General features: G+C 65.5%; 7 protein-coding genes. 3 read left to right on the top strand and 4 right to left on the bottom strand.

Going from position 1 to position 24,394, the window contains the following annotated elements:
• Positions 1-7: 7 nt before the first annotated feature.
• Both ACP15R_RS04235 and ACP15R_RS04240 read left to right on the top strand, forming a co-directional pair.
• Complete coding sequence (locus ACP15R_RS04235) at positions 8-679, top strand: response regulator transcription factor (RefSeq protein WP_424985129.1); 672 nt, start codon at positions 8-10, stop codon at positions 677-679.
• Positions 676-2,091, top strand: coding sequence for a sensor histidine kinase (locus ACP15R_RS04240; RefSeq protein WP_424985130.1), 1,416 nt, complete (start codon positions 676-678; stop codon positions 2,089-2,091). Before ACP15R_RS04235 ends, ACP15R_RS04240 begins: the two co-directional genes overlap by 4 nt.
• On the opposite strand, the gene ACP15R_RS04245 is transcribed toward ACP15R_RS04240, so the two are convergent.
• The 4 genes from ACP15R_RS04245 to ACP15R_RS04260 all read right to left on the bottom strand — a co-directional run bounded on the left by ACP15R_RS04245 (position 2,084) and on the right by ACP15R_RS04260 (position 20,978).
• A complete protein-coding gene (locus ACP15R_RS04245) occupies positions 2,084-11,650 on the bottom strand; it encodes a neuraminidase-like domain-containing protein (RefSeq protein ID WP_424985131.1) in 9,567 nt (3,188 codons plus the stop codon). The genes ACP15R_RS04240 and ACP15R_RS04245 overlap by 8 nt on opposite strands.
• 42 nt (positions 11,651-11,692) lie before the next feature.
• Positions 11,693-19,006, bottom strand: a complete 7,314-nt coding sequence (locus ACP15R_RS04250) for a SpvB/TcaC N-terminal domain-containing protein (protein ID WP_424985132.1) — start codon at positions 19,004-19,006, stop codon at positions 11,693-11,695.
• 285 nt (positions 19,007-19,291) lie between these two features.
• On the bottom strand, positions 19,292-20,074 hold the full coding sequence (locus tag ACP15R_RS04255; RefSeq protein ID WP_424985133.1) for a crotonase/enoyl-CoA hydratase family protein: 783 nt from the start codon (positions 20,072-20,074) through the stop codon (positions 19,292-19,294).
• A gap of 103 nt (positions 20,075-20,177) precedes the next feature.
• A complete protein-coding gene (locus ACP15R_RS04260) occupies positions 20,178-20,978 on the bottom strand; it encodes a crotonase/enoyl-CoA hydratase family protein (protein ID WP_424985134.1) in 801 nt (266 codons plus the stop codon).
• Between the two features lie 227 nt (positions 20,979-21,205).
• On the opposite strand from ACP15R_RS04260, the gene ACP15R_RS04265 reads away from it, so the two are divergent.
• Complete coding sequence (locus ACP15R_RS04265) at positions 21,206-24,382, top strand: 2Fe-2S iron-sulfur cluster-binding protein (protein ID WP_424985135.1); 3,177 nt, start codon at positions 21,206-21,208, stop codon at positions 24,380-24,382.
• The last annotated feature ends 12 nt before the right edge of the window (positions 24,383-24,394 follow it).

Genomic DNA, 24,394 nt, shown 5'->3' on the forward strand with positions numbered 1-24,394 from the left:
TTTATCCATGCGCATCGCAATCATCGAAGACAACGCCGCGCTGGCCAGCGCGATCGCCTATCGGCTGCGTGAACGCGGGCATTCCGTGGACGTGCTGCATGACGGAGAAGAGGCCGACGCCTTCCTGGCGCACGACGGGGCGGACCTGGTGGTGCTCGACATCAACCTGCCCGGAATGAACGGGCTCGACCTGTTGCGGGCGCTGCGGCGGCGGCAGGATGGCACGCCCGTCATCCTGCTGACCGCGCGCAGCGAAACCGCCGAGCGGATCGCCGGGCTGGATGCAGGTGCCGATGACTACCTGACCAAACCCTTTGACATGGACGAGCTCGAAGCCCGGCTGCGCGCGATGGCGCGGCGCAAGAGCCTCGTGTATTCCGAGCGTGACCTGATCGGCGAATTGGTGTTCGACCGGAGCAGCCGCCAGCTCATGCATGGCGAAACGCCGCTCGACATACCGCGCAAGGAAATCGCGACGCTGGAATGCCTGCTCGAACGCCGGGGCCGGATCGTGTCCAAGCCACAGCTTGTCACCCATGTCTACGGCACCGGCGCGGATATCGACGACAGCGCCATAGAGCCCCATGTTTCGCGCCTGCGCCGGCGTCTGGAGGCCCACGGCATACGTATCAAGACCGCGCGGGGGCTTGGCTATATGCTGGAAATCGGGGGCAAATGACGGCCCGTTCCATGTCGTTGCGGCTTCGGCTCCTGTTGCTGATCCTGACGCCGCTGTTGCTGGTGTCGGTGTTGCTGGGCTGGTGGCGCTTCACGGTGGCGCAATCGACGGCCGAAGACCTGTTTGATCGCGGACTGCTGGCGGCGGCGCTGGCGATTTCGCGGGATGTTGCGATTTCCGAGGGCGACGCCCTGTCGCCACGCACCCGCGCCCTGATTTCGGATGCCGGGGGGGGCGAGGTATTCTATCACGTGACCGGCCCCGGCGGCATCTATGTCACCGGTTATGCCTATCCGCCCAGTTCCCGCGTTTCGGCCGGGGGCGATGGCCCGCATTACATGATTGCCGAGTATCGCGACGAACCGGTGCGGGTCTTGCGCATGTCCGAGACCACCACCATCGGCAATCTGACCGGCAAGACGGTTGTCACCGCCTGGCAGCGGATCCGCGAACGCGAAGCCTTTGCCAATGCGCTCGCCCGGCGGGCGGCGGCGCTGATCCTTGCGTTGATGGCAACGCTGGCGGTGGTCGTCTGGTTCGGCGTCCAGATGGGATTGCGCCCGCTCAACAGCCTGCATGACGCGATTCAGCAACGCTCGCCCGATGACCTGCACCGCATCAGGCGCGCGGTTCCCGCCGAGGTTTCGGGCATCGTGAAAACGCTGAACCGGCTGCTGGGCGAGGTGGATCACAGCATCAAGGCGCACCAGGCTTTTATCTCGGATGCCGCGCACCAGTTGCGAAATCCCGCCGCCGCGCTGCTCTCGCTTGCCGAAACCCTGCCCGATGTGCGGGACCCCGGGGAACGGGCCCGACGCGAACAGGAACTGATCGGCGCGGCGCGCAAATCGGCACGGCTGGCCGAACAATTATTGTCGCTGGAACGGCTACGTTATGGCAGGCAGCTGGGGAACGACAGCTTTGACCTGAACGAGATTGCCGAAACGCTGTGTGCGGATCTCGGGGCCAAGGTGTTGTCGCGCGATCTGGATTTCGGCTTTGAGCGCACCGGGGGCGCGTTGCCCGTGCGGGGTGACGCGGTTCTGCTGGGCGAGGCGATCACCAACCTGATCGAAAACGCCATGCAGCATGGCGGCCCCATGCTCACCGGCATTTCGGTCCGCACCGCGCGCAGCGAAACCGACGCCCGGATCCAGGTGCGCGACGATGGCCGGGGGTTGTCACCGGGCGACTCGGAAACGGTTTTCCGCCGATTTGGCCAGCTGACGCCCGGCGATGGCACCGGGCTGGGGCTGTCGATCGTCAGCGAAGTGGCCCGGATGCATGGCGGCACGGTCCGGATTGAACCATCGGACCGCGGGGCGCATCTGACCCTGAGCCTGCCGCTGTCGCGGCTTGCCGGGCCGGGCGATCAAGCAACGCCAGACCGCGGGCCCGCGCAGGTCAACTGACGGTGTAATGCATCAGGATGGCAATGTCCTTGACCAGATCGGCGCGGATCCGGGGCACATCCGCCCCCTCGATATCCACGGTCGTTCGAAGCCCGGCGGGCAAGGCCGCGACATCGGCCGCCGCCGCGCTCAGCCGCCAGGTTTCCGGCGCGGTAAGCGGGCCGAGCGTGTTGGTGAATTCCGCATGCGGCAGCCCGCCAAAGGCCGTTCCCGCGCCAAGTAGATCGTTGGCCTGTGCCGCGCCACCGGCGCGTTGCAAGCTCAGCGCGAGCGGCGCGCCGTTTTCATGCAGCGCCGGGTCGGTCAGCTCGAGGATCAGCGTCACGTTGTCGATATCGATCGCCCGCCCGCGGAACACATAGGGCAGATGATCCGGCGACAGGTCGAATTCGGCGGCGTGATCCGACGCGCCCGCCGGGTGCAGGAAATGATGCAGCACCGTGCCGAAATCGCGCCGAAGCTGGAACAGGCGGTGCAACCCGGTCGCGGCGGTGGCGTTCACGACCTCGCCCAGCCGCGCATCGAGCGCCGCGACCACCGGCCCGGCAACCGCCTGCCCGCCGTCGCGCGCGGTATAGGCGATTTTCAGAACAACGTCAGAGATGCTGTCATAGTCAAACCCCCGGAACGGATCAGCCAGTTCGATCCGCCAGCGCGACACCGCCCCGGCCCCTTCGAAGGGCAGGTAGCGTTCGTCCTGGTAGCTGAGTTGAAACAGCCCGCTGTCATCGCGCCCCGAGCTGATCGCGACGGATTGGATACCGCCGGTGTTGACGATGAAATTGGCGTCATCCGGCCCCGCATAGGGCTGGTCGGCATTCACCGCGTTGCGCCGGATGCGGTTCTGCAACAATGTCAGCGTCGCGTTCACACCGGAATAGGGGCCGGTGACACAGGGCACCGTCACGCCGACCGACTTGATCCTGCGCAGGTAATGCGACGGGTGGTCGAGATTGAAGAATGCCTCGGGCACTTCGAATTCGCACCGTCCTGTCTGGCGCAGCTGGATCAGCGCCGCCGGGTCGATCTGGCTCAGCGCGCAATGGCGGATCAGCTCGAATTCGCGACGGTTCTGTTCCCGATAGGCGGTCTCCATGCGGCGCAGGTCGAGTTGCAGCCGCTCGCCCGCCATCAGCCCCTTGCGCAGCCCGGTCCAGTGACCAAAGTCGACAAAGCTGGCCGTGCCATCGGCCAACTCGTGCTGAAAGGCGCGCTCGGCCCGTTTGGCAAGGTCATAGGCCAGTTGATAGGTCTGGAAATACAGCCCCGATACCTGCGTCACCATCCAGCCATAGAGATCACGATTGCTGAACTTGTCCCGCATGAAGCGGTGGATTTCCTGTCCCTGTTCGATCTGCTGCTCGTGGTTCTCAAACTCGCGCTCGGCAAGGGCAAGCCTGACCTCGGCCCCGGCAATCTGGATTTCCATGTTCTGATGATCGAACCCCGCCTGCGCGGCGGAAAAATCCCATTCCTCCTGCCGCCGGTCATAGGTCGCCCGGATCGAGGCCCGCTGTGCGCTGCTGCGTGTCGAAGAGGCCACGGCCCCAAGGATCTGCGACGCCAATGTCGCGGCCTTGGACAGGTTCGCGCCTCCGAACTGGGCCTTGGCGGTTGGCGAAGAGAACCCGCCCTCTGCGCCGATGTCGAACTCGGGAACCGCCGCCAGCGCCGAGGCGACCAGCGAGGTTGCCCGGCTGACCTCGTCGAACGTGTCCGCCAGCTCAAGCTGGGACATATGCAGGCGTTCATTGGGGATGCGCGGATCGCGGGTCTCGTGAAAGCTCTTGCGAAAGGCGATGCCCTCGAGGTTCTTGTGCAACCCGGCGAGAGTTTCCTTCGCCTCGTCGATGCGCAGCTTGCGCACCGCGCGCACGGATTTCAGCACGACCTCTTCATGGCGCTGCCGCAACAGTGCCAGGTCTTCGCCGTCGCGCTTTTCCAGCGCGGTCAGCAACGCCTGCCCCAACGCCCTGACATCCGCCGCAAGATCCAGCGCCGAACGCAGCATGGTCTGGAACCGGTAATGCGGGCGCGGCGCCCCGAGGTCCGACAGCACGGACCCAAGGTCGAGCCCCGCCGCCGTGGCCCGCACCAGAAGCGCCGGATCGATGGGGGGCGCGAACAGGGCAAGCTGGCGCTCGACCCCTTCGATATTCAGACAATGGCGGATCTTGAAGAGCCGGTCGGCCACCGTGTCCCAATAGCCAAGCAGCTTGGGGTTGGGCGGAACGCAGAAGAACAGCGTCGAACCGACAATCTCGGGTGCCGGCGGGTCTTCGGGGTCTTCGCCGGTGGTAAAGCCATCCGGGCCGCCGAAACCCGGCCCCCCGCCCCCATCGTCGATTCCCGGCGCGGCAAACTCGGTCGCAACCCCCAATCCCCCGGCAGGATCGGAACCCGGCAGTTCCGCCGGGGGCAACACGGTTTCCAGCATGATGAGCGCATTGTCCAGATCGTTGAGATGCGGCGCGAGATCGTTGAAGCTCTGCACCGGGATCCCGCCGATGGTCTTGCTACCCTGTGGCGCCGGAATCCGGTTGGGAGCCTTGCCCAATATGCCCGAGGCCAGGACATAGATCTGCGTCGCCTCGCGCACGCTTTCGCGGGTGTCCTGCCGGAACAGGTGATCCGCCCAGGCGATGAGATTGTCGAGATATTTCATCACGACCGCCTTTTGATAGGCGACCGGGCGCTGTTCTGCGATGCGATGTGGCTGGAACGGATTCTTGCGCCAATCCCTGATCTGTTCCTCGAGATCGCGCCGCGCCGCAAGCTCTTCCGGGTCCGAAGAGGACAACAGCCGCAACATCTCTTCCACCGTGCGGATGTCGGTATTCTCGTAAAACGGTTTCACCTTCCAGAACCGGTAGGGGGTCATCGCCAACGGCACATCCGAATTATCGGTGGGATCGAAGATGAAATGATACCACGCCTGTGCTTCTTCGAACCGCTGGTTCTGGCTCAGGTGGTTGGCGATCATCAAGGGGATGTGAAAGAACAGCTCCCAGTTATAGACCGACATGGGCGAGCCATATTCGAAATCGAACTGTTCAACCGGCAGGTTCGACATATCGAGCCGCTGACCGGGATCATAGATGTCGTCGAATTCCCGGTTCGCCGCCTCGCGGGTCTGCTGGCGGCGCAAACTGTCCGCCGGGCCGCCTTCGCGCGGGTTCAGCACGCCCTCGACCCCGTACCGGTTCAACTGCTTCACCAACATCGGCACATAGGGGTGGTAAAAGCTGATGAACCGATACCTGGTGTGCAGGTATTTCTGCGGCAGGAAGGTCCAGATGCCCGCCGAGGCCGCCATGTTCATCACCCCCGCCGCCATCGACATCTCGCCCGCCGCGATCGTATAGTTCTCGGCCCCGCTATCGCCCCGCAGCAGCAGCGTTGCCGGGGTGACGTTTGCCGGGCCTTCCTCGGCCAGCAGCGCGAAAAGCTGATTGGCACCGCCCTGAAAGTCGGGTCGGACCGTGCGCAGGTCCACATCCACGTCACCGCCAAGAACCGGGCTGGCCATGTCATGCACCAGCAACGGTTGCACGGTGCCGATGACCGGCCCCATGGCGCGCACCCCGGCATCCATCCGGGTGGGATCGGGATTCGCCCCGCCGATACCGGGCAGCCTGTCACGCGCCGGGTTGCTGTTGCCGCGCACGCGCAGATCCGGGCCGAACACCGGGTCGGGATCGGGCAACGGGCCGATGGCCCCGCCATTGATGAGGTCATTCACCCGCACGAGATCGTCCAGTTCCATGTAGAGTTCGGGATGGATCTCCAGCGTCAGGTCGCCCACGAAACTGGGACGATGCCCAAAGACATGCCGGGGCACGATGACGAAAGAGCGATACTTGTCCTCAAAGAACAGCGGGGCCGCCGACGACCAGTGGGTATATTGCAAGGGCGTGGTCAGGCGGAAATCATGCGGCGCGTCGTCCAGCACGGTCTGGTAGGTGCCGTTATAGCCGCGCAGCCTGAGCCGGTTTCCCCCTGGGGCCCGCTCGGCAAAGCCGATGGGCACCACCTCGTCCCGCGCAACAAAGGGCAAGAGATGGGTATCCGCGTCGTCATAGCGGTCGAGCGTGATGTCGCCGTCATTGACAAAGCGAAAGGCCGTCGGACCATCCAGGAAATTGCTGTCCAGCCAGGCACCGAACCCGCCCAGCGTGACCTGAACCGCGATCAGCAGGTCGCCATCGGGCTTGATGATCGGGGTCGGCCGCCAGTATTCCTGCCGGACATTGATCACGTTGTCATGGCGCGACCGCGTGGTTTTGACAAAGATGTCGGTCAGCCGCTTGCCCGACCATTTGCGCTGCCGGTACTGGCTCCAGGCCAGCTTGATCTCCATGTATCGATTGGGTTTCTGTCCGGTATCGGGGGCCGGCACCTCTTCGTCGGCCTTGACCAGCGTCACGAACCAGAAGAGATACAGCCGCCGGTTATAGATCACCGGCTGCACCGCCTCGGCCTCGATCTCGACCGGGATCTCTTCCCACGGAGTCCAGCGCCGCGCCTCTTCCCAGCGACGATAGAAATACTTGTTGGGCTTGGACGCGGTGCGCCCGATCACGTGCAGGGTCTTGGTGTCGTTTTCGCGCCACAGGCCGGCCACCTGCAACTTGGCCACCTCGTCCAGCTTTTCGAGGTATTCCTGATAGGCCAGTTCCGCCGTCTCAAGCGTCACGTCACCTTGCAGCAGGGTATCCTCGAGCGTCTTGAAAAACGGCGATTTCCCCAGCCGCAATTCGGGCTCGATCCAGTTTTCCGGCGTCACGAACACCTTTACGTTGGCTTCCCACACGCGATAGTTCTTCATCCATTTCCATTGTTGCGCGTCGGCACTTGACAGGGACGCGCCGGTTTCCAGGTTCATCAGCACCCGCTGGACAAAGGTCTGGATCGCGCCGGTGGCAAAGACGATGCGCGAGGTCTGGAAACACGGCTTCATCTCTACATCCATCAGGAAATGGTTATAGAGATCCTCGCTGTCGCGGATGTCGGGCACATTCAACCGACGGATTGCCGCCTCGACAAGCGCCGCGCGCTGGCGGTCGCGCAGGCGGTCGCGCACCGGCTCGGCTATCTGGTACCATTGATCCGGCTGATACTTGGCGCGGGCCGCCTGCTTGATGCTGGCGGCGATCTCGCGGGTGACCGTTGTGCCGGTCCAGCCCCACCCCATGGCGGGCGCAACCCCCAGCTTGGCAAGCAGCCGAAAGGCCGCTTCAAGCCGCAGCAGGTTGCGCACGGCACCCGCGCCCTGCCAATCCGTATCGAAATCGTCCAGATCAAGCCGCGCGGCATCGACAAAGGCGTCAATCTCGGCACGGGGCCAGCCAAGCCGGACATGCAGCGCATCAAGAAAGGTATCGAAACCGCCGCCGCCACTGCCCGCGTCGGCCTGCAGAACCAACGGCAACAGCGAGCGTTCCGCCGGTCGCGCCCGGCCGGTCATCGCATAAAGGCCGGCGGTTGTGACCCATGCGGAAAAACCCGCAACGCCCGGGGTCACGGAGAGCGGCAGGGCGTTGAAATCAACCCAGCCGAACCGCGCCACGCTGGCAAACAGATCCTCCAGGTCGCCGGTCGGGATCTCGAGTTTCTGCACGATCATCGCTGCCTTGAGCAAACGCCGCACCATGCCATGCTGATCCGGATAGCTTGCGGGATCTATCGGGGTCTCGGCCTCGGCAAAGGCCGGGTCCAGAAACACCGCGCTGGCCGGCTGCGCGGGATTCGCAACCGAATGCATAAGGCTCAGCAGCCTGTCGCTCGCCGCCTCGGGCAGCCCCAGCAACCCGGCAATTGCCGATTTGACCAGCGCCACGCTGGCAAGACGTTCGAGGAACGGCGCGAGGGCTCCCAGAACCAGGCCAAAGCGTTCGGCCCGCTGGTCTCCCGGTGTCAGGAACCCCGGATCGGTATCGTCCAGCAACTGTGCGATCATCGCCGCGCGAGCCGGGGCATCTTCGACAAATCCCGCAAGCGACTGATCCAGGCTGGCCACCGGGTCGGCGGGCAGGTCGGCGGGGTCGGCGGTCAGCTCGATCAGGGCCAGCACCGCGGGCAGTTCGTCGGCCGCCACCACGCTGGCCAGCATCTGGCCGGTGATCTCGCCGGTCGGGTCCGGCTGAATGCGGTGAGTTTCGTGCAACTGGCGCAGCCCGGTGCGCAGGGATTGCAGGAAAACGGTGATCTGGCTGTCGGCCGGCACAAAGGGCGCGGCCGGTTGATGAAGATCGCGGAACAGATAGGTCAGTTCAGCAATGTCAAACCCGGTTTCACCGGCCAGGCCGAGCAGCTCTGTCAGCCGCCGCGCCTGATCCAGGCGGTCGGGGCCAAAGGGATCGAGCCCCGAGAGGTCGAGCAGGTCGAGCAACGCGCCCACCGAAATGCCCATCGCCCGTTTCATCGTCGCGATCCGGTGCAATTCCGACAGGTTGGCCAGCGACATGACATTGTCCGACAGCCGCCGTTCACGGATCTGCGACAGCTCCTCGGCGGTGATGATGCGCAGGGCGGCCAATATCGCCGCCTCGTGATCGCCCAGGTCTGCCGCCCCCAAGGCCGCCGGTTCGAACGGCGCCAGGTCCTCTGCCGATCCGATGGTGCGGTTGAGAAACAGCCCGGCATAGGTCGAGGCGCGGGTATTCCCCTGGTCATCAAGCCAGCCGCGCGTGTCCAGATCCGCGATCCAGCTTGCCAGCACCGGAAGCTCTGTCCCGTGACTTTCCTGCAGCCACTTCATGTCAGACAAGGTCACGAGTGCCGCCGCATCCAGCGCCCCGCCCGCCGCCGCAATGGCGATATCAAGCTCATGCACCGACCAGCCCAGCTTCCGGCGCAGGCGGGTAAACCGCTCGATCCGGTTCAGATCGGCGGTTTGCAGGGCTTCGATACGCGCAACCGACAGGTCACAGATGATCTCGGCATCCACCCCCTCGCCCACGGCATACTGGATTTGCAGCGTGCCAAGCGGGTTGACGAAGCGGCTGTCCAGCAATTGGCGCAGATCGTCGAACCCGATCCGCGCGGTGTCGATCAGGGTCTGTACGCTGCGCAAGCTGCCCAGTGCCACGCCATCCCAATGGGCGGCGGTGAACGTGTCGTTCAGCACCAGGTCGCGTTCGGTTTCGGTCAGCCCCAGATGTTCGATGGCCACGGCCAGCCGCTCGGCGGGGCCGCGTTCCGGGTGCGCCACCGGGTTGAACACATCGAGCAATTCGGTCCGGGTGGCCCCGAGCGGGCCAAGATAGCTGCGCGCCTCTTCGGTCCAGAGCGAGAATGGCAGGGACCAAGGGTAAACCTCGCCCTCAAGCAACGCATAGGCATCGGCATTGATATGCTCGGGATGCACGCGCAGGTCGCGCATATCGCCGGTGGTGTTATGCGCCGCCGTGGTGTTGGTCAGAAACCCTTCGAGGATCTCGTTGACCAGGTCCACATAGGGCAGCGTCACATTGGTATTGTCGCAGGTCAGATGCAGCGCCCCGATCTCGGCCCGCCGCGTATCCAGTTCGGGCAACAGCCCGCGATCACGCAGGAACTTCAGCAATGCAACCATGTAGGCCGCCGGGCTGTAGACCGAGTTGCAATGCTCGCAGGCGCAGAAATCTATATTGCCGAACAACCCTTCCCACGTGGCTTCGTCGACGGTAGGAAAGGCATTGGCCAATTCTGCGAGGATCGCGGGGATATTCCAGGCCGGCAGCACGTTCATCGCCACGTTGTTGAACCCCGCGCCGTAGCGTCCGAACAGGGTCGTGGCGAGCGCGGTCCTGGATTGGGCGTTTTCGAACACCATCCGTGCCCGGGCCACACCCAGCGGTTGAGAAAAGCCCTCAAGGAACCGGGTCTCGCCCATCGCGCGGATCTGGTAGGCCGACGTCAGCCCGCGTTGCAGCAGGGGCTGCATGGTCTCGTGGCGTTCGAACCGGGGGGCGAGGGCAAAGATGCGCTGTACCCCCTCAAGGGTCGCGCGCGCGCCGTCATCCAGATCGAGATTGGTCTCGGCGGCATAGCTCCGCACGGATTTCGACGACAGGTCAAACCCCGGATTGTCGCGCAGGAATCGCGATACCGTACCGGCTCCGTCGAAATCCGCGTCGCCAAGGCGGGCGGCAAAGGTCTGGGTGGGATAGGCATCTTCGATCATCCGCGTCATCATCTGGGCATAGACCGCTTGCGGCTTGCTGTCGCCGCTCACCGCGAACCCCGGCGGCAGGCCCCCCTCGCCCAGCCGGTCGACCAGCGTTTCCCAATCCTTGCGCGTCAACGCGACCAGCGATGACAGCGGATCCTCGGCATCGTCGGGGATGCGTTCGAGCAGCGCCTTCATCATGCCGGTATTGCCAAGCGTCAGCACGCTCAGCCGCGCGGTGGTTTCGACCCGCCGCCGCCCGGTACGGCCGATGCGGCGGTCATCCTCAAGCCTTTTCCAGAGGTCCTCCGCCCTGCCCGCGTGGCGTTGCACAAGCTCCACCAGACCGCGCTGACCCTCACGGCTCAGCCCGGTCAGCCCGGCAAATGTGGCAAAGGACGGCACGCCGTTTGACAGGTCGGGCTGGTCCAGGATGGTGGTGGTTTCGGCGCTGTTCACCGATTGCACCAACGCATCGATCTTGTCCCCGGCGGCGGCAAGGTCGCGCGTGATGACCCCCGCCTCGGCGGCGGTGCGGATCGCGCGTGCGAGAACCTTGTCGCTGATCGCCGCCAGCGCCGGGCCATTCGCGGGCAAGTTGGCGCGCAGCAACCCGTAATAAACCTGCGCCTCTGCCCCGCCCTTGCGGGCAAAGTCCAGCGCCTTGAGGTAGTGCGAAACCCGCACCGGCGAAATGCCGGTCTTGGCGTGCAGCATCGCAACCGAGTCACTGTCCAGCTGTGCCGGGTCGTTCACCCCCTCGACCAGCGGCGCGAGGCGGCTGTCGATCTCGTCGAATTCGCTCTGGGCCGGGTAGGCATCCGAGGCCGCCACCACGAGGTCCACCGTGCGGCTGCCCTCTGCCCCGACGATCAGCGGCGAGCGCGTCACCCGCCCGGAGCCGCGCGCCGGGCGCAGCTCGATCACCAGGTCGATGCCGCCGGTCTCGACCTCGGTTCGCAGCGTATAGCGCCCCTCGGCATCGGTGCGCGCCATGCCGATGGTCTTGTCGTCGGCGGCCACAAGCCCCTTGGCCACCCCGGCGACCACCGCCGCGCGCACCGGTTTGCCGTCGGGATGCAGCACCAGCCCCGTCACGACCAGCTCGGAACGCTCGGTGCGCGGCGGGGTCGGGTCGGGATCGCGCGGATCGTCCGGGCCGGCGTCACGCCCGCCAAAGGGATCGGTTCCAAGCGCCCGCACCAGGCTGGGAAGATCCGCCATGCTCAGGCTGCCGGTGGTGCGCAGCCGGTGGCGCCGCTGGAAATCGAACACCGCGCGGCGGGTGCTGTCGCCGAATATCCCCGCGCGATCCTCGACCCGCAGGTTCAGTGCCCGCAGCGCCTTTTGCAGTATCGCGACATCCTCACCGCGCATTCCAATGGTCAGCGTACGTGTCAAGGGCATGGGAGCGACCTCCTGTTGCTAGCGGCGCATGTGTCTACGCCTTCAAAACGCGACCACGGCAGAACCGCCAAGGCCGGGAACACCAATCGGGTTACCTCCCTCGCGGGAGTCTTCGAACAGAACACCGCCCACCGTGACGCCGCTGAAACGGCCCTGGCGGTAATCGAAAAAGCCATATCCAAGAACCAGCGGGCGGATCGACGGGTCCGCCGGTGGATTGATGAGATCCCGCGCCGCCGGTGGCAGCGGCGCCGGGTCGGGAACATCCGGGAAAGGAATGAACGGCCCCAGCCCGATCAGATGCGCCTGCCCCGAGAATCCCTCGGCAGAGGAGGCGCTGAAGCTTCCGAATGCATAGGTCGTGGGGATGGGCAACGGCGTCGGAAAGATCAGCCCCTGCGCCCCGCCGGTAAAGCTGTATTCGCCGGTGCTCTCGATGGAGCCTTCCACATCGAGTCGCAGTTGCGGATAGCCGAACAGCCGAAGCTGCCCGGTGGCTTGCAGGTCAACGCCGCCGTCCCGCAATTGCCCCGATCCATCAAGGTTGAGCCGCGCGAGATTGCCGATCGTGCCGATATCGGCGTTGAAACCGAACTGGCCATGAGGTCTCAGGGTGAAATCGCCGGAATATGTCCCCAGCGTCAGCCCCGGCACTTGCACCGCGCCAAAGAACCGCCCCTGCCCGGTGGCATGGCGGGCAAAAAGATAGGGATCGAGCGAAGAGCTGTCCGGCGTCGGCGCGGTGAAGGTTCCGGTGGCATGCAACGATGCCCAGACGCCCGAGCCGATTGTCCCCACCAGGCCGAACGCCTCGGTGCTGGCGGTGATGGTGCCGGATTGCGCATCCGATGTGATCACCGCCGATGCCTCGGCGCGCACCGGCGTGCCGCTGTCGCCATCGCCTGCATCCTCGGCATCCCCGGAACGCGGCGGCGGCAACGCATCCGGCGCGGGAACATCGCGAGGCAGCGATGGCGGCATCGGCGCGAGGCTGAGCGAGCTGGAAAACTGCAGCCGGGGGCCGGGGCGCGGCGGCAGGAACATCGGCACGCCGCCGGGCGGGGTGCCGATCCCGCCCGATACATCGATGCGGATATTCCTGAGCCGCAGCGGCCCGACCTCGACCTCGTCATCCGGGTCGGTGCCCTGCCGGTCGCTCATCCGCAGCGGATTGTTGCGGGCATAGCGATAGAGGTTCGGCCCATCCACCAGCCCGGCGGGATCACAGGCGCTCCATCGGCCCAACCACGGCGCGTAATAGCGCGCGCCCATGTGATAGAACCCGGTGAGGTCATCCTGTTCGGTGGCCACATAGCGATAGGTCTTGCGCCGGGTTTCGGTCGCATCCCGCCCCGCCTGGTACGAGGTTGTGCCGAACGGGTGGTATTCTTCGTAGGAAATCACCGCGCCGCCCGCGTCAAGCTCCAGCGCCGCCGATCCCAGGTGATCATGATACTGATACCGCATCAGCGTCCCGCCGGCATCGACGGTGCCGGTGGCCGCGGTTTCGGCCAGGGCAAATCGGCTCTCGCCATCCATCAGGTGCACGGTCTCGCGTTCGAGCTCGAGCCGGCCGGCATTGTGACGCCGGAACAGCTCGAACCCGCCGAGGTACAGCCGCTCTTCGCGCACCGATCCGCGCAGTTCGGTCTTGCGGATCCGCACCCCGTCGGCGTCATAGCAATAGCGTGCCTCGGCGGTCGCGCGTACCACCCGGCGCAGGCGATCATTGTGATCCCATTCGGCAAGGTCCAGGTGGGGGAAACCCATGTTGCCGTGACCATCATGGGCAAATGTCTCGGTCACACCAGCGGCGGTGACGTCGATCATGCGGTTCGATCCCGCGTCATAGGTTGCGGTCTGACGCCATTGTTCGGCAAAGGCCCCGACCCCGGCGCGATGCACGATCTCGAGCAGGTTGCCCGCGGCATCGTAATCGTAATCCTGCACATAAGACCGCATGGCCGCACCATCGCCCGGATGGGCCAGCCCGCTGCGGGTCGGATCCCCGGCACCCGGCGGACGGTTCTGCCCCACATGTTCGCGCCCCGACGCCCGCAGCAACCGGTAGAGCGCCGAATAGCGAAATCGCCGTCGCGCCCCGACCACCGCACCGGCGAAATAGACATCCGCGGCGGCCGCATCGCGGATCTCGGTCACATTGCCGACCGGGTCATAGGTATACCCCAGGTCCTGCAACACCGTCGCCCCGCGCCGGGTCAACTGGCGTCTCAGCCGAAAGGAGAGGGCGTCAAAACTCTGCTCGCGCCGGGTTCCGTTGGCATAGTCCACGGCGAGCCGCCGCCCATGCGCGTCATAGTCGATATTGGTGATGCAGTCCCGGCTCGCCCCGCCCCGGACGGCCAATGCGATACGCTCGACCGCCTGCCCGGCGTTGTAACCCGGCGTGATCACCGAAGCGACCATGCCGGCGCTGGCCGGTGTGCTGATCCGTGTCGGGCGCGACAGGGCGTCATAGGCGGTTTCGCTCAGGAATGTCTCGGCCTCGAGCAGCGCAAGGGGGTCGGGCCGGTCGTAGTCGATTGTGCCCGTTGTGGCCGTCGCGAGGCGGCGGGCCACGCGGGTCAGGTTGCCATTGAGGTCAAAGGCCTCTTGCGCCAACAGCCCGGCCTGGTCAAACCGCCGGACAAGCCGGGTGCGTAGATTGCGGGCCACCGCGTCGGCGGGCGCATCCGGGCCGTCGCCGTAATCCAGCCGCGACACCAGCATCTCGAGCCCGGCACCGGCGCGCAGCCAGACACGCAGCGGACGGTCGAGCGCATCATATTCGGTGCGGGTCCGGTGCCCCCGGCTGTCCCAGCCAAGGATCACCCGGCCCAGCACATCCGGCAACAACCGCCGCGCCCCGGCATCGGGGCTGTCCTGGGCGATGCGCTCGCCGGTGAGCGCATGGTCATAGCGCATGATCGAATTGCCCCGCGCATCGATGACCGCGCGGCTGCGTCCCGAAATGTCGATGATGGTGCGCAGCTGATGCGTGACGCCGCCGCCCGCGTCGGTTTCGGTCACCACCGACCGGCCCAGCGTGTCGAAATGTTCGCGCGTCGGCGTATCGGCATGGGCAGCGGCCAGCCATGCGGCGCGGGGTTCGGCGGCCTCCGGCTCGGGGTCGAGCAGCGGGTCGGGCGCTCCGCGCGCGGCATACCAGTCGCTGTCCAGTACCGTATCGTTGCGATCATGGCGCAGGATCAGCCACGGGGTGAACCCGATCCGCTCGAACGTGCCATCCGGGTGATCGGTGCGGATTTCCCGCCCCAGGGCATCGTAGTGCCGGATCGCCGACACCCCCACCTGAACCAGGTCCTGCTCGCTTTCGTAATCCGGGCTGGTCGAGAAATAGGGCTCGTAGGTCTTGATCGGGTTGCCCTTGTTGTTCTGCACGATCCGGCCCGACGCCACCCACCGCAGCGCCGGGCTTGTGTCCACCTCGACCACCCCGCCCGCGCCGCGCATCCGGGCCAGCCCCGGCTCGGCCTCGCGCTTGGCCATCTGCACGCCGCCGGCCCCGTTGGTGTATTCGACGCTCAGCCGGACCGGGCTGCCGGGGCCATGTCGTTCCCTGCGCTCGGTGCGCACCACGTTCGGGCGCCCGGTGGCGGCAAAAACCCCGAGATCATAGCTGTGCCGTACCGTGGGATCGGCCAGCGTATCCCCCTCGGCCCCCTTGCCCAGACGCGCGACCGCAACCACAAAACCAAGCTCATCCATGCGGATCTGCGTGCGGTTCTGGTTGGGCGAGACCTTTTCGACCGGCGACAAGGTGCGGGTGTCGTTGACGAACCGCGACAGGTTTCCGACAAAGTCGCTGCGGCTCTCGACCATCAGGTCATCGGCGTCGCGGGTCAGGCTGGCCATATCGCCGAACGGAGTTTCAACCGACACCGGCTGTGAAAACCGGTCATACCGCACGGTCGATGTGGGCCGCCACCACCCTCCGTCGATTGCCACATAGCCAGCGGCGGACATCATCGCCGCATCCACATCCGCGCCATAAACCGCGCCCAGCAATCCGGGGGTAAAGGCCAGCGCCTGGCTCTGGCGGGGCAGCGCATTGGCGGCGATGACCCCGTGAGGCAGCGCAACGGTGCCGGAGTCATCCCAGAACCCGGTGCGCATGGCCGCAATCACCCGGCGTTCCGCGGCACCTGAAAACGGTGTTTCAAAGGGGATCTCGGTGGCGGCGGTGATCGCCGCATCAAGCTCTCCCACCGCGAACAGGTCGCGGGCCGGCGAGACGCCGGCGATTTCCCAGCTGTGTTCCTCGACGGCAATGGGCAGGCGATAGGCGGTTTCCGTGTCAAACGCGTTGGAATAGACGGTCTGCTGGCTGCTGATACAGAGCCGCGCCTGTTCCGCCTGAACCTCTGGCGGCACTGCCGGATCGGGACCGGCGCGCGGATAGACCACGTTGGCACTGCGCAGGGGGTTGCCATGGGCGTCCTCGGCCAGCGTCAGCGTATGCGACAGCCGGGGTTCGGACAGCCCCTGTTCCACATGCAGGGTCAGCGTTTCGATGGCGGTCGAGAACATCACCGGCGGCGCGTTGCCCGCCCGGCGCTGGACCCGGTGCACGCGATGGCGGGTATTGGCAATGGTCAGCGGAATCGCAGCGCGGGCGGTGCCGTCCTCGGCATAGACTTCCTGGCGCAGGGTCTTGCCCTTGAGCGTCCGCGCCGCCGCGCGCGCCTCTTCCGCGTCCGGGGTGGTGGGGAGATCGACCGGCGGCAGCAGCGGTTCCGGGTTGACGGGATCGCGGTAGAATTCGCCCCGCAACCCCTGAAGCAGCTGGCGCGCATCGGGACCGCCGCCAGTATGATACCAGGTCCGGGTCAGGACCGGGGCCTGATCCAGCGGCGCAGGAACGGAGCCGCCCCCCTCCTGCGCGGCAAAGTGGCTGGCGGTTTCCGCGTCGCGCCGGTCAACCCGTGCAAATCCGCGAAACTCGCGCTCCGCCGTATCGTAATGACCGTGGTGATAGGAAAAGGTCTCCACCCGCGAGGTTTCCGCCACCAGGTCCCGCGTTTCCAGCCGCGAAACGAGGTGAACCGGAAAGGGCAGCCTGGACAGCCATGGCCGCCCCTCGGCCCGGTCGGCAAGGTAGAAGGCCGTGGAATGCCGGTATTCGACCGTGACATCGGCCCCCGATCCGTTGCTGTAGCCGGTCATCAGGAAGGGTTTGCGCCCCGCCATCAGGTCAATCACCCGCAACGGCGCATGGGCATCGGCGGGCAGGCCCGACGACCAGGCAAGGCAAGTCGTTCCCTGCCCATATATGTCAACCGTCTCGATACGCGCTTCTGCGTGATGCGGCAGGCCGGTGATCTCGACCGGTGCCTCGATCCACCCGTTGCCCCACAGATTACGCCAGATACGCGCGCGGTCGGTCAGATAGACCAGGTCCGCCGGGCCGCTGCCATCGATGTCGGCAAAGCGCAGGCGCGCGGGATCAAAGCGGTCGGGCGCATCGAGCAACGGCGCATTGTCCATGTCGATACGCCGCCCGAACCGCCCATAGCCCCGGTTGGGCCAGTAACAGATCGCACCGTTGCGCACCCGCACGATATCGCTCAGCCCGTCGCCCGTCATGTCGGCCAGCACGACGGATTGCTCCGGATCGGAAAACACCACGCGCGGATTGCGGCTTTCCGCGTCCAGCAATTCGACAACACGGGCCGGGGCGTGGCCATCGAGACCCTTGCTCTCGTACCAGAGCAGACTTTCGCCGCCGGTGATCAGCAGGTCGGGCCGCCCGTCCCCGGTCAGATCGACGGGGCGGGCATCGGGCAGGTCGACCGGCGTGGTGAGCGTGGCGGGGATGGTGGCAAAGGCGCTCCAGGTTTCATCCTGTTGCATCGTGTATTGCCCGCGCGGCCTCGCGTCCCGGCTGGCAAGGCGCTGTCGCCCGTCCGCACCCAGATCGACCAGGTTGCCGGCCCGTGTTGCAAGCGCCGGCAGCGGGTCGATGACGGCCTGCGCTTCAAACGCCCCGCTGCCCCGGTTGCGCGCATAGTGCCAGCCCGCCGCATCGCGGGTCAGCATTCCGGGCAGGCCCTCGCCATAGAGATCGACGAAAAGCCGCGCATCATCGGCCAACCCCGCCCGCAACCCGGCCAGATCACCGGGGCTCAACCCGCGCTGACCGGTCTGCCAGGCATGTCCGGCATAGCGAAAGCGCAGCCCCGGCATCGCCCGCGCCGTATAGCCCGCGCCATCGCGGATATAGCCGCGCGTTGTCGCCCCACTCAGCAACGACAGGCCGGTTGCATCGTCATAGTCGAGATCGACCGACCGCACGAGTTCGGGCGCGTCGAACAGGTGGAACAGCATGACCCGCCGGCACCGGCGATTGGTGCGAATGTCAAAACCGCTGCGATAGGATGAAAACCGGTCAGGGCGGGTTGCCCATGCTCCGTTTTCCACCGGCCGCGGGTCTGCGGCATAGGCCAATTGCCCAAGGCCCAGATCACTGAACGGTGCGTCGTCATGCTCGCCATAGTCGAACACGGTCTGAAAGCGAAACGCATCCTCGCCGGGCAGCGGATCGCCGGGAGCATAGGGCGCGCGATTTCCATACAGGATGCGTTTGGGGTAAATCTGCGTCGCGCCTCCGGCCCTGTCGCGCTCGGCAGGGGGGATGTTTAGCCCCGCGCCATCCTCGGCCTTGTAGTCATAGAGCGTCAGGTTGCCGCGATCATCAAATCGCCGTTCGCACATCCAGCGGAATACATGAGCCGGGGCCTCGGGATCGGCCAGCCGCGCCGCGGCACGTTCGCCATAGACCGAAGTGACGTTATCACGGGTGATGACGCGCCAATGCACCTGCCCGCTGGCGGTATGGTCCCAGCGTTCGATCCGCGAAAACGACCCTTCGATCCGGGGCCGGTATCGCCGGACGCGGTGGGTCTGCCCGGCCTCGTCCCGGCGCGTGGTTTCAATCAGCGCCCCTGCTCCGTCCCGCGCCGGCACCAGGTCTTCCAGCCCGGCAAGAACATAGGTATCGCTGTCCACCGCATCGCGATAGCGGGGCAGGCCACGGTCGGTGCGCCGCGAGATCGACGGGATGTCGACGCTCCAGCCCTGCCCGAAGGGGCCGTTCCCGCCGGCGGAACTGTAGGACAGCGCCAGCGCGGGCTCGCCGCCGCGCGCGGGTGACACCGGCAATGGCACGGTAAAGGTCGCGGTTCCGTTTGCTCCGTTGACCGCGAAGCGCTCGTCCAGCCCGCGAATGGCCCCGCCCCCTTGCGGCAGCGTGGTGTCCGGCAGGTCGAACCGCGAGGGAAGACCGCCGTTGGCGTCGGCCTCCATCGGGCTGGACACAGGGCCGGTCTCGGACACGTTTCCTTTCCTTCCTGAATCGCCGTGGCCTGAATCGCCGTGGATTGGCGTCGGCTCCCATGATCCCGAATGGCGACGGCGCGGCACGTCATCAGAACCCGCACCCGTCATGCGGGGCGCGGTACAGAAATTTGATGGCGTCTTCGCTTATGTGACCAATGCAGCTATTGGTTGCGAACCTGCCGCACCATAGCACATTACGTTTCGAATCAGAACCGCAACCATGCGTTGCGCGATATCCGCCGCGTCCTATGATTGTCCGCGTCGCGCGTCATGGGTCCGGTGCTAGGACCCCGAACCGCCACGCCCCCATTCAGGCGGGCGCTTTTGCACAAAGGCGCTTGGCCCCTCGCGGGCATCGTCAGAGGCGACGACATCCGCCCATAGCCGCTGGTTCAGCGCCCAAAGCTCGCGCTCGGCCAGATCGTTCGCGGCGCGCATCAGTTCCAGCGTGGCGGCGATCGACAGGGGCGCATTTCTCAGGATACGGTCGGCCAGCGCAACCGCCGCGTCCAGCACCGCATCGGGGGCAGCAAGGCAATTGACCATGCCATAGCCATGGGCCTCTTGCGCCGACAGCCGGTCACCGGTCAGGCACAGTTCCATCGCCTTGCCCGGCGGGATTTTCCGCGCCAGACGGAACGGCCCGCCAGCCCCCGCGAAAATGCCGATGGCGGGTTCGGGCAGGCCGAAGAACGCCGTTTCGCTGGCAACGATCAAATCGCAGGCCAGCGCCAGCTCGCAGCCCCCCGCAAGCGCCGGGCCATTGACCGCGGCGATCACCGGCTTGGTGCGGCTGGCGCGCACGAAACCGGCAAAGTGACCGTCGCCCCCCAAGATGGACTCGCCATCGCCCTCCAGGAACGCCCGCAGGTCCATTCCCGCGGAAAACACGTTACCCGCGCCGGTCAGGATGGCGATCCGCGCCTCGGGATCCGCCTCGAACCGCGCCAGCGCACGCCGCAACGTCTGGGTCAGCTCGATATTGACCGCATTGCGTTGTTCGGGCCGGTTCAGCGTCAGGATCGCAATGGCCCCGCGCATTTCATAAAGGACGGTGTCATTCATCGGTCGTCTCCCCTGGTTGCTGCGCGGACACGGTCGGGCAGCCCAAGTTTGCCCCCTGCCCCGCGCCTGTCAATCCTGTCGGCGCTCACCCGTGCCTTTCGGATCAGCGGCCGGTGAAATGCGCCTCGCGTTTGTCCAGCAGCGAGGCGATGGCCTCGGCATGATCTTCGGTCTGGTGACTGGCCCCCTGATAGGCCGCCGCCAGTTGAAGCACCGAGTCCAGCCGCGTGTTCAGCCCTTCGCGCATCAGGCGCTTGGCCATGCGCAACTGGCGGGGCGGGTTCCGGGCGATCCGCCCGGCGAGGTCATGCGCCGTATCCATCAACTCTTCCGGTGCCACCACCCGGGACACCAACCCCCAGTCCAGCGCCGTCGCCGCATCGACCGGTTCGGCGGTAAAGGTCATCTCGGCCGCACGCGACAGGCCGATCTGGCGCGGCAGCAACCAGGCCCCGCCATCGCCCGAGATCAGCCCGACCCGGACGAAGTTCTCGGCAAAGGTGGCGCGGGTCGAAGCGATACGGATGTCGCACATGCAAGTGGTATCGCACCCCGCCCCGTAGGCCGGGCCGTTGACGGCGGCGATCAACGGCACCTCGCACTCCCAGATCGCCCGTGCGACACGTTGGATGCCGTTGCGATAGCGGTCCTTGGCGTCAATCGCATCGCCGGCAAAGATCGAGCTCTTTTCCTGCATGTGCTTGAGATTGCCACCCGAGGAAAACGCCTTGCCCGCACCGGTCAGGATGGCACAGCGCACCGAGGCGTCATCGCCGATCCGCTGCATCGCCTCGACAATCGCGGCGCACAGGTCGCCATCGGTCAGCGCGTTGCGGGTTTCGGGCATGTTGAAGGTGATCGTGACGACATGTCCGTCCTGTTGGTAAAGCAGCTTGTCGCTCATGTGGCGGCTCCTGTGGCTGTGGTGGCGGGTAACGGGATGGCCCCGTTCCCGGCGGGTGATCGTGCTCGCCTGAGAAGGGATGAAAACACCGCGGCTTGCAAGGGGCCGGCGCGCGCCCCTTGGAGAGAGGGAGCGGTTCGCGGCAGTGCCCCGGGCCATTGTGACCGCCCGTCTTCCCGCCTAATCTGCGGGCAAATGCCGCCGGCCAGCAACCAGAAAGACCACCCGTGACCCGTTTCCTTTCCAATGCAAAACGCCCGGTTCACCTCGGGCGGTTTCCGCTTGAGACCCTGAAACGCGTGGCCGACCTGCCCGATCTGTCGGAGGTTCCCGCAACCGGGCAATTGTCGTTCACGCGCAGGCACAATCCGGCCTCTATCGTCAACGCCATGCGGGACCATCAGGCAGTGATGGACGCGATCCGGGGCGGGTTCGTAAACAGGGCGAAGTCCGGTTGTCCGGAGGACCCGGCCGAACGCGCCGATCATATCAAGGCCTTCTGTCACTTTGCCGATGCCTCGATGGTTGGCATTGCGCCCCTGCCGTCGGCGGCGCACCTGGCGCAGCCCTTTCGCAACCCCGACATCGACAGGCTGGCCGACACGCTCAGGACGCAGCAGACCAAGACGCTGGCATCGGGCATCGACATGGTCATGGCCGATCTGCGCGAGTCGATGGAGACACCGCCGAAATCAATCAAGGCGCATACGAATGTGCTGGCGATCCTGATCGAACACCAGCGCGACCCGCGCAAGGGGGAACCCGGGACCGACTGGATCCGCGACGCGCAGGATCATCGCGGGTGCATCCTCGCATCGGAAATCGCCGTGGTGCTGGCCAATTACATCCGGCTCTTGGGCTGGGACGCACAGGCCCATACACAGGCGACCTCGGATGTCTGCCTGAACCGGGTTGCCGTTGCCGCCGGGCTGGCGGTCATGCAGGGCGGCGCGCTGGTCAATCCATTTGTCGGCCCGCGCTTCAGCCTCGCCGCCGTCACCACCACGTTCGAGATGCAGCCCGACCTGCCGCTTGACCCCGCCGGCGGGCCCTATCCGATCCGCAAACGCCCGGCGCTGGCGGAATATCCGTTCGAAACCCGCGATTTCGTTCAGGGCGGCCACCCGTTCGAAACCCTGCGCCGCGTCGACAGGCCCACAACCTATATCGACGAGGCCCGCGTTGCCCGGGTTCCGAAACGCGCCGACATGTTTGCCCGCGCGCAATTCGGCGAGATGGGCAAGCGCCTGCAAGACAGCGCAAAGGGCGGCCATTACGTGCGCAAGGCGGCCCCGTCCTTTGCACAGCGCCGGTTGCTGGGGGCCTTCACGCTGTTGCAGGATGGCGACCATGCCCCGGAGCGTCAGGCCCCCGATGCCGCCCGCAATGCCGAGAACCTCAAGGCGGCAAGCTATTTCCTCGGGGCCGATGCGGTCGGGCTGTCGGCCTGTCCGGACTGGACATGGTATTCCCATGACGCGTTGGGCGCACCGATTGTGCCCGAGCATGACCAGGCCGTGTCGATGATCATCGACCAGGGGTTTGAAACCATGGAAGGGGCCAGCGGCGACGACTGGATCGCTGTCAGCCAGTCGATGCGCGCCTATCTGCGGTTTTCGTTGATCGGCGGGGTCATCGCACAGCAATTGCGCAACCTTGGCTACAAGGCCAAGGCCCATACGGTGATGGATGGCGAAGTTCTGCAACCACCCCTGTTGCTGCTGTCGGGGATGGGCGAGGTCAGCCGGATCGGCGAGGTGATCCTGAACCCGTTCCTTGGCCCGCGCCTGAAATCGGGTGTCGTGACCACCGACATGCCGATGACCCATGATCTGCCGATTGATTTCGGCCTGCAAAGATTCTGTGAGTCCTGCAACAAATGCGCCCGCGAATGCCCGTCGGGCGCGATCACCGCCGGGCCCAAGCTGATGTTCAACGGCTATGAAATCTGGAAGTCCGACAGCCAGAAATGCACCACCTACCGGGTAACGCAACCGGGCGGCGCGATGTGCGGGCGCTGCATGAAGACCTGCCCGTGGAACCTTGAAGGCTTGTTCGTGGAAAAGCCGTTCCGCTGGGCGGCGATGAACATGCCAACCGCCGCGCCCCTGCTGGCCTGGCTGGACGATGCGCTTGGCAAGGGGGCGATCAACCCGGTCAAGAAATGGTGGTGGGATTTGGAACTGGGCGAAGACGGGGGCTATCACCCGGTCTCGGCACCGGTCAATCACCGCGAATTGCAAACCGATCTCGACCTCAGATACGAGGATCAGACGCTGGCCGTCTATCCGGCAAACCTGGCGCCACACCCCTATGCCTATCCGTTCCCGATGATCCGCGAACAGGGGATCGAAGCCTATCAGGCGATGATCACCGCCGAAGAATACCAGAAACGGCTCGCGGCGGGCGAAACTGAGGGGCTGGCCCATGAATACAGGGCCGATGTCACCAGCCCGGTGTTGCATGTGGAAATCGCCCTGGCGCAAGAGATGGCACCGGGAATTGGCAAATACGAACTGCGCGCGCTGGATGGTGGCGACCTGCCCGAATGGCGAGCAGGCGCACATATCGACATCGTGGTTGCCCCGGAATTCTTGCGCCAGTATTCGCTATGCGGTGATCCGGCGGACCGGTCGAAATACCAGATTGCCGTGCTGCGCGAGGACGAGGGGCGCGGCGGTTCCCGCCTGTTGCACCGGATTTTTCGCGAGGGGCGCAAGATCTTTGTCTCGTGTCCGATCAACCATTTCCCGATCGCCGCCCCGGCACAGCGTCACCTGTTGATGGGCGGTGGCATCGGCGTCACGCCGATGATTGCCATGGCGCATGAGTTGCATGCGCAAGCGGCCGATTTCGAGCTGCATTATTCAATCCCCTCGCGCAGCAGGGCCGGGTTTCTGCCGGACCTGTCCGGTTTTGCCTGGTCCGACCGGGTGCATCTGCATGTATCTGACCAGAACACCCGCGCGGATTTTGATCGGCTGATCGGCCCCTATCGTGACGGAACCCACATCTATGCCTGCGGTGCCGACCGGTACATGCAGGCCGTGATGTCCCGCGCCGAACAGGCGGGCTTTCCCGAAGAGGCCCGCCATCTTGAGTATTTTTCGGTTCCGGACATGCCGGATTACGAGAACCATCCGTTTCAGGTGCGGCTGGCCAAATCGCAACGCGAATTGGACATCCCCGCGGATCAGAGCATCGCCGAGGTGCTTCAGGACAACGGGTTTGCGGTCGATATCAAATGCTCCGACGGTATCTGCGGGGTCTGCAAGTGCGGCTTGCTGGCGGGCGAGGCCGAGCATCGCGACCTCGTCCTCTCCGGCAAGCAGCGCCAGACATCGATCATCACCTGCCAATCCCGTGCGGCGCAAAAGGGGGGCTTGCTGGAGCTCGACCTTTGATTGCCGGCCGGA

The organism is Microbulbifer sp. S227A (genome assembly GCF_049800935.1).

Excerpts from the sequence above, each read along its gene's own strand:
- ACP15R_RS04255 (WP_424985133.1), bottom strand. The coding sequence starts at position 20,074 with ATGAATGACACCGTCCTTTATGAAATGCGCGGGGCCATTGCGATCCTG.
- ACP15R_RS04235 (WP_424985129.1), top strand. The coding sequence starts at position 8 with ATGCGCATCGCAATCATCGAAGACAACGCCGCGCTGGCCAGCGCGATC.
- ACP15R_RS04245 (WP_424985131.1), bottom strand. The coding sequence starts at position 11,650 with ATGCCCTTGACACGTACGCTGACCATTGGAATGCGCGGTGAGGATGTC.
- ACP15R_RS04260 (WP_424985134.1), bottom strand. The coding sequence starts at position 20,978 with ATGAGCGACAAGCTGCTTTACCAACAGGACGGACATGTCGTCACGATC.
- ACP15R_RS04240 (WP_424985130.1), top strand. The coding sequence starts at position 676 with ATGACGGCCCGTTCCATGTCGTTGCGGCTTCGGCTCCTGTTGCTGATC.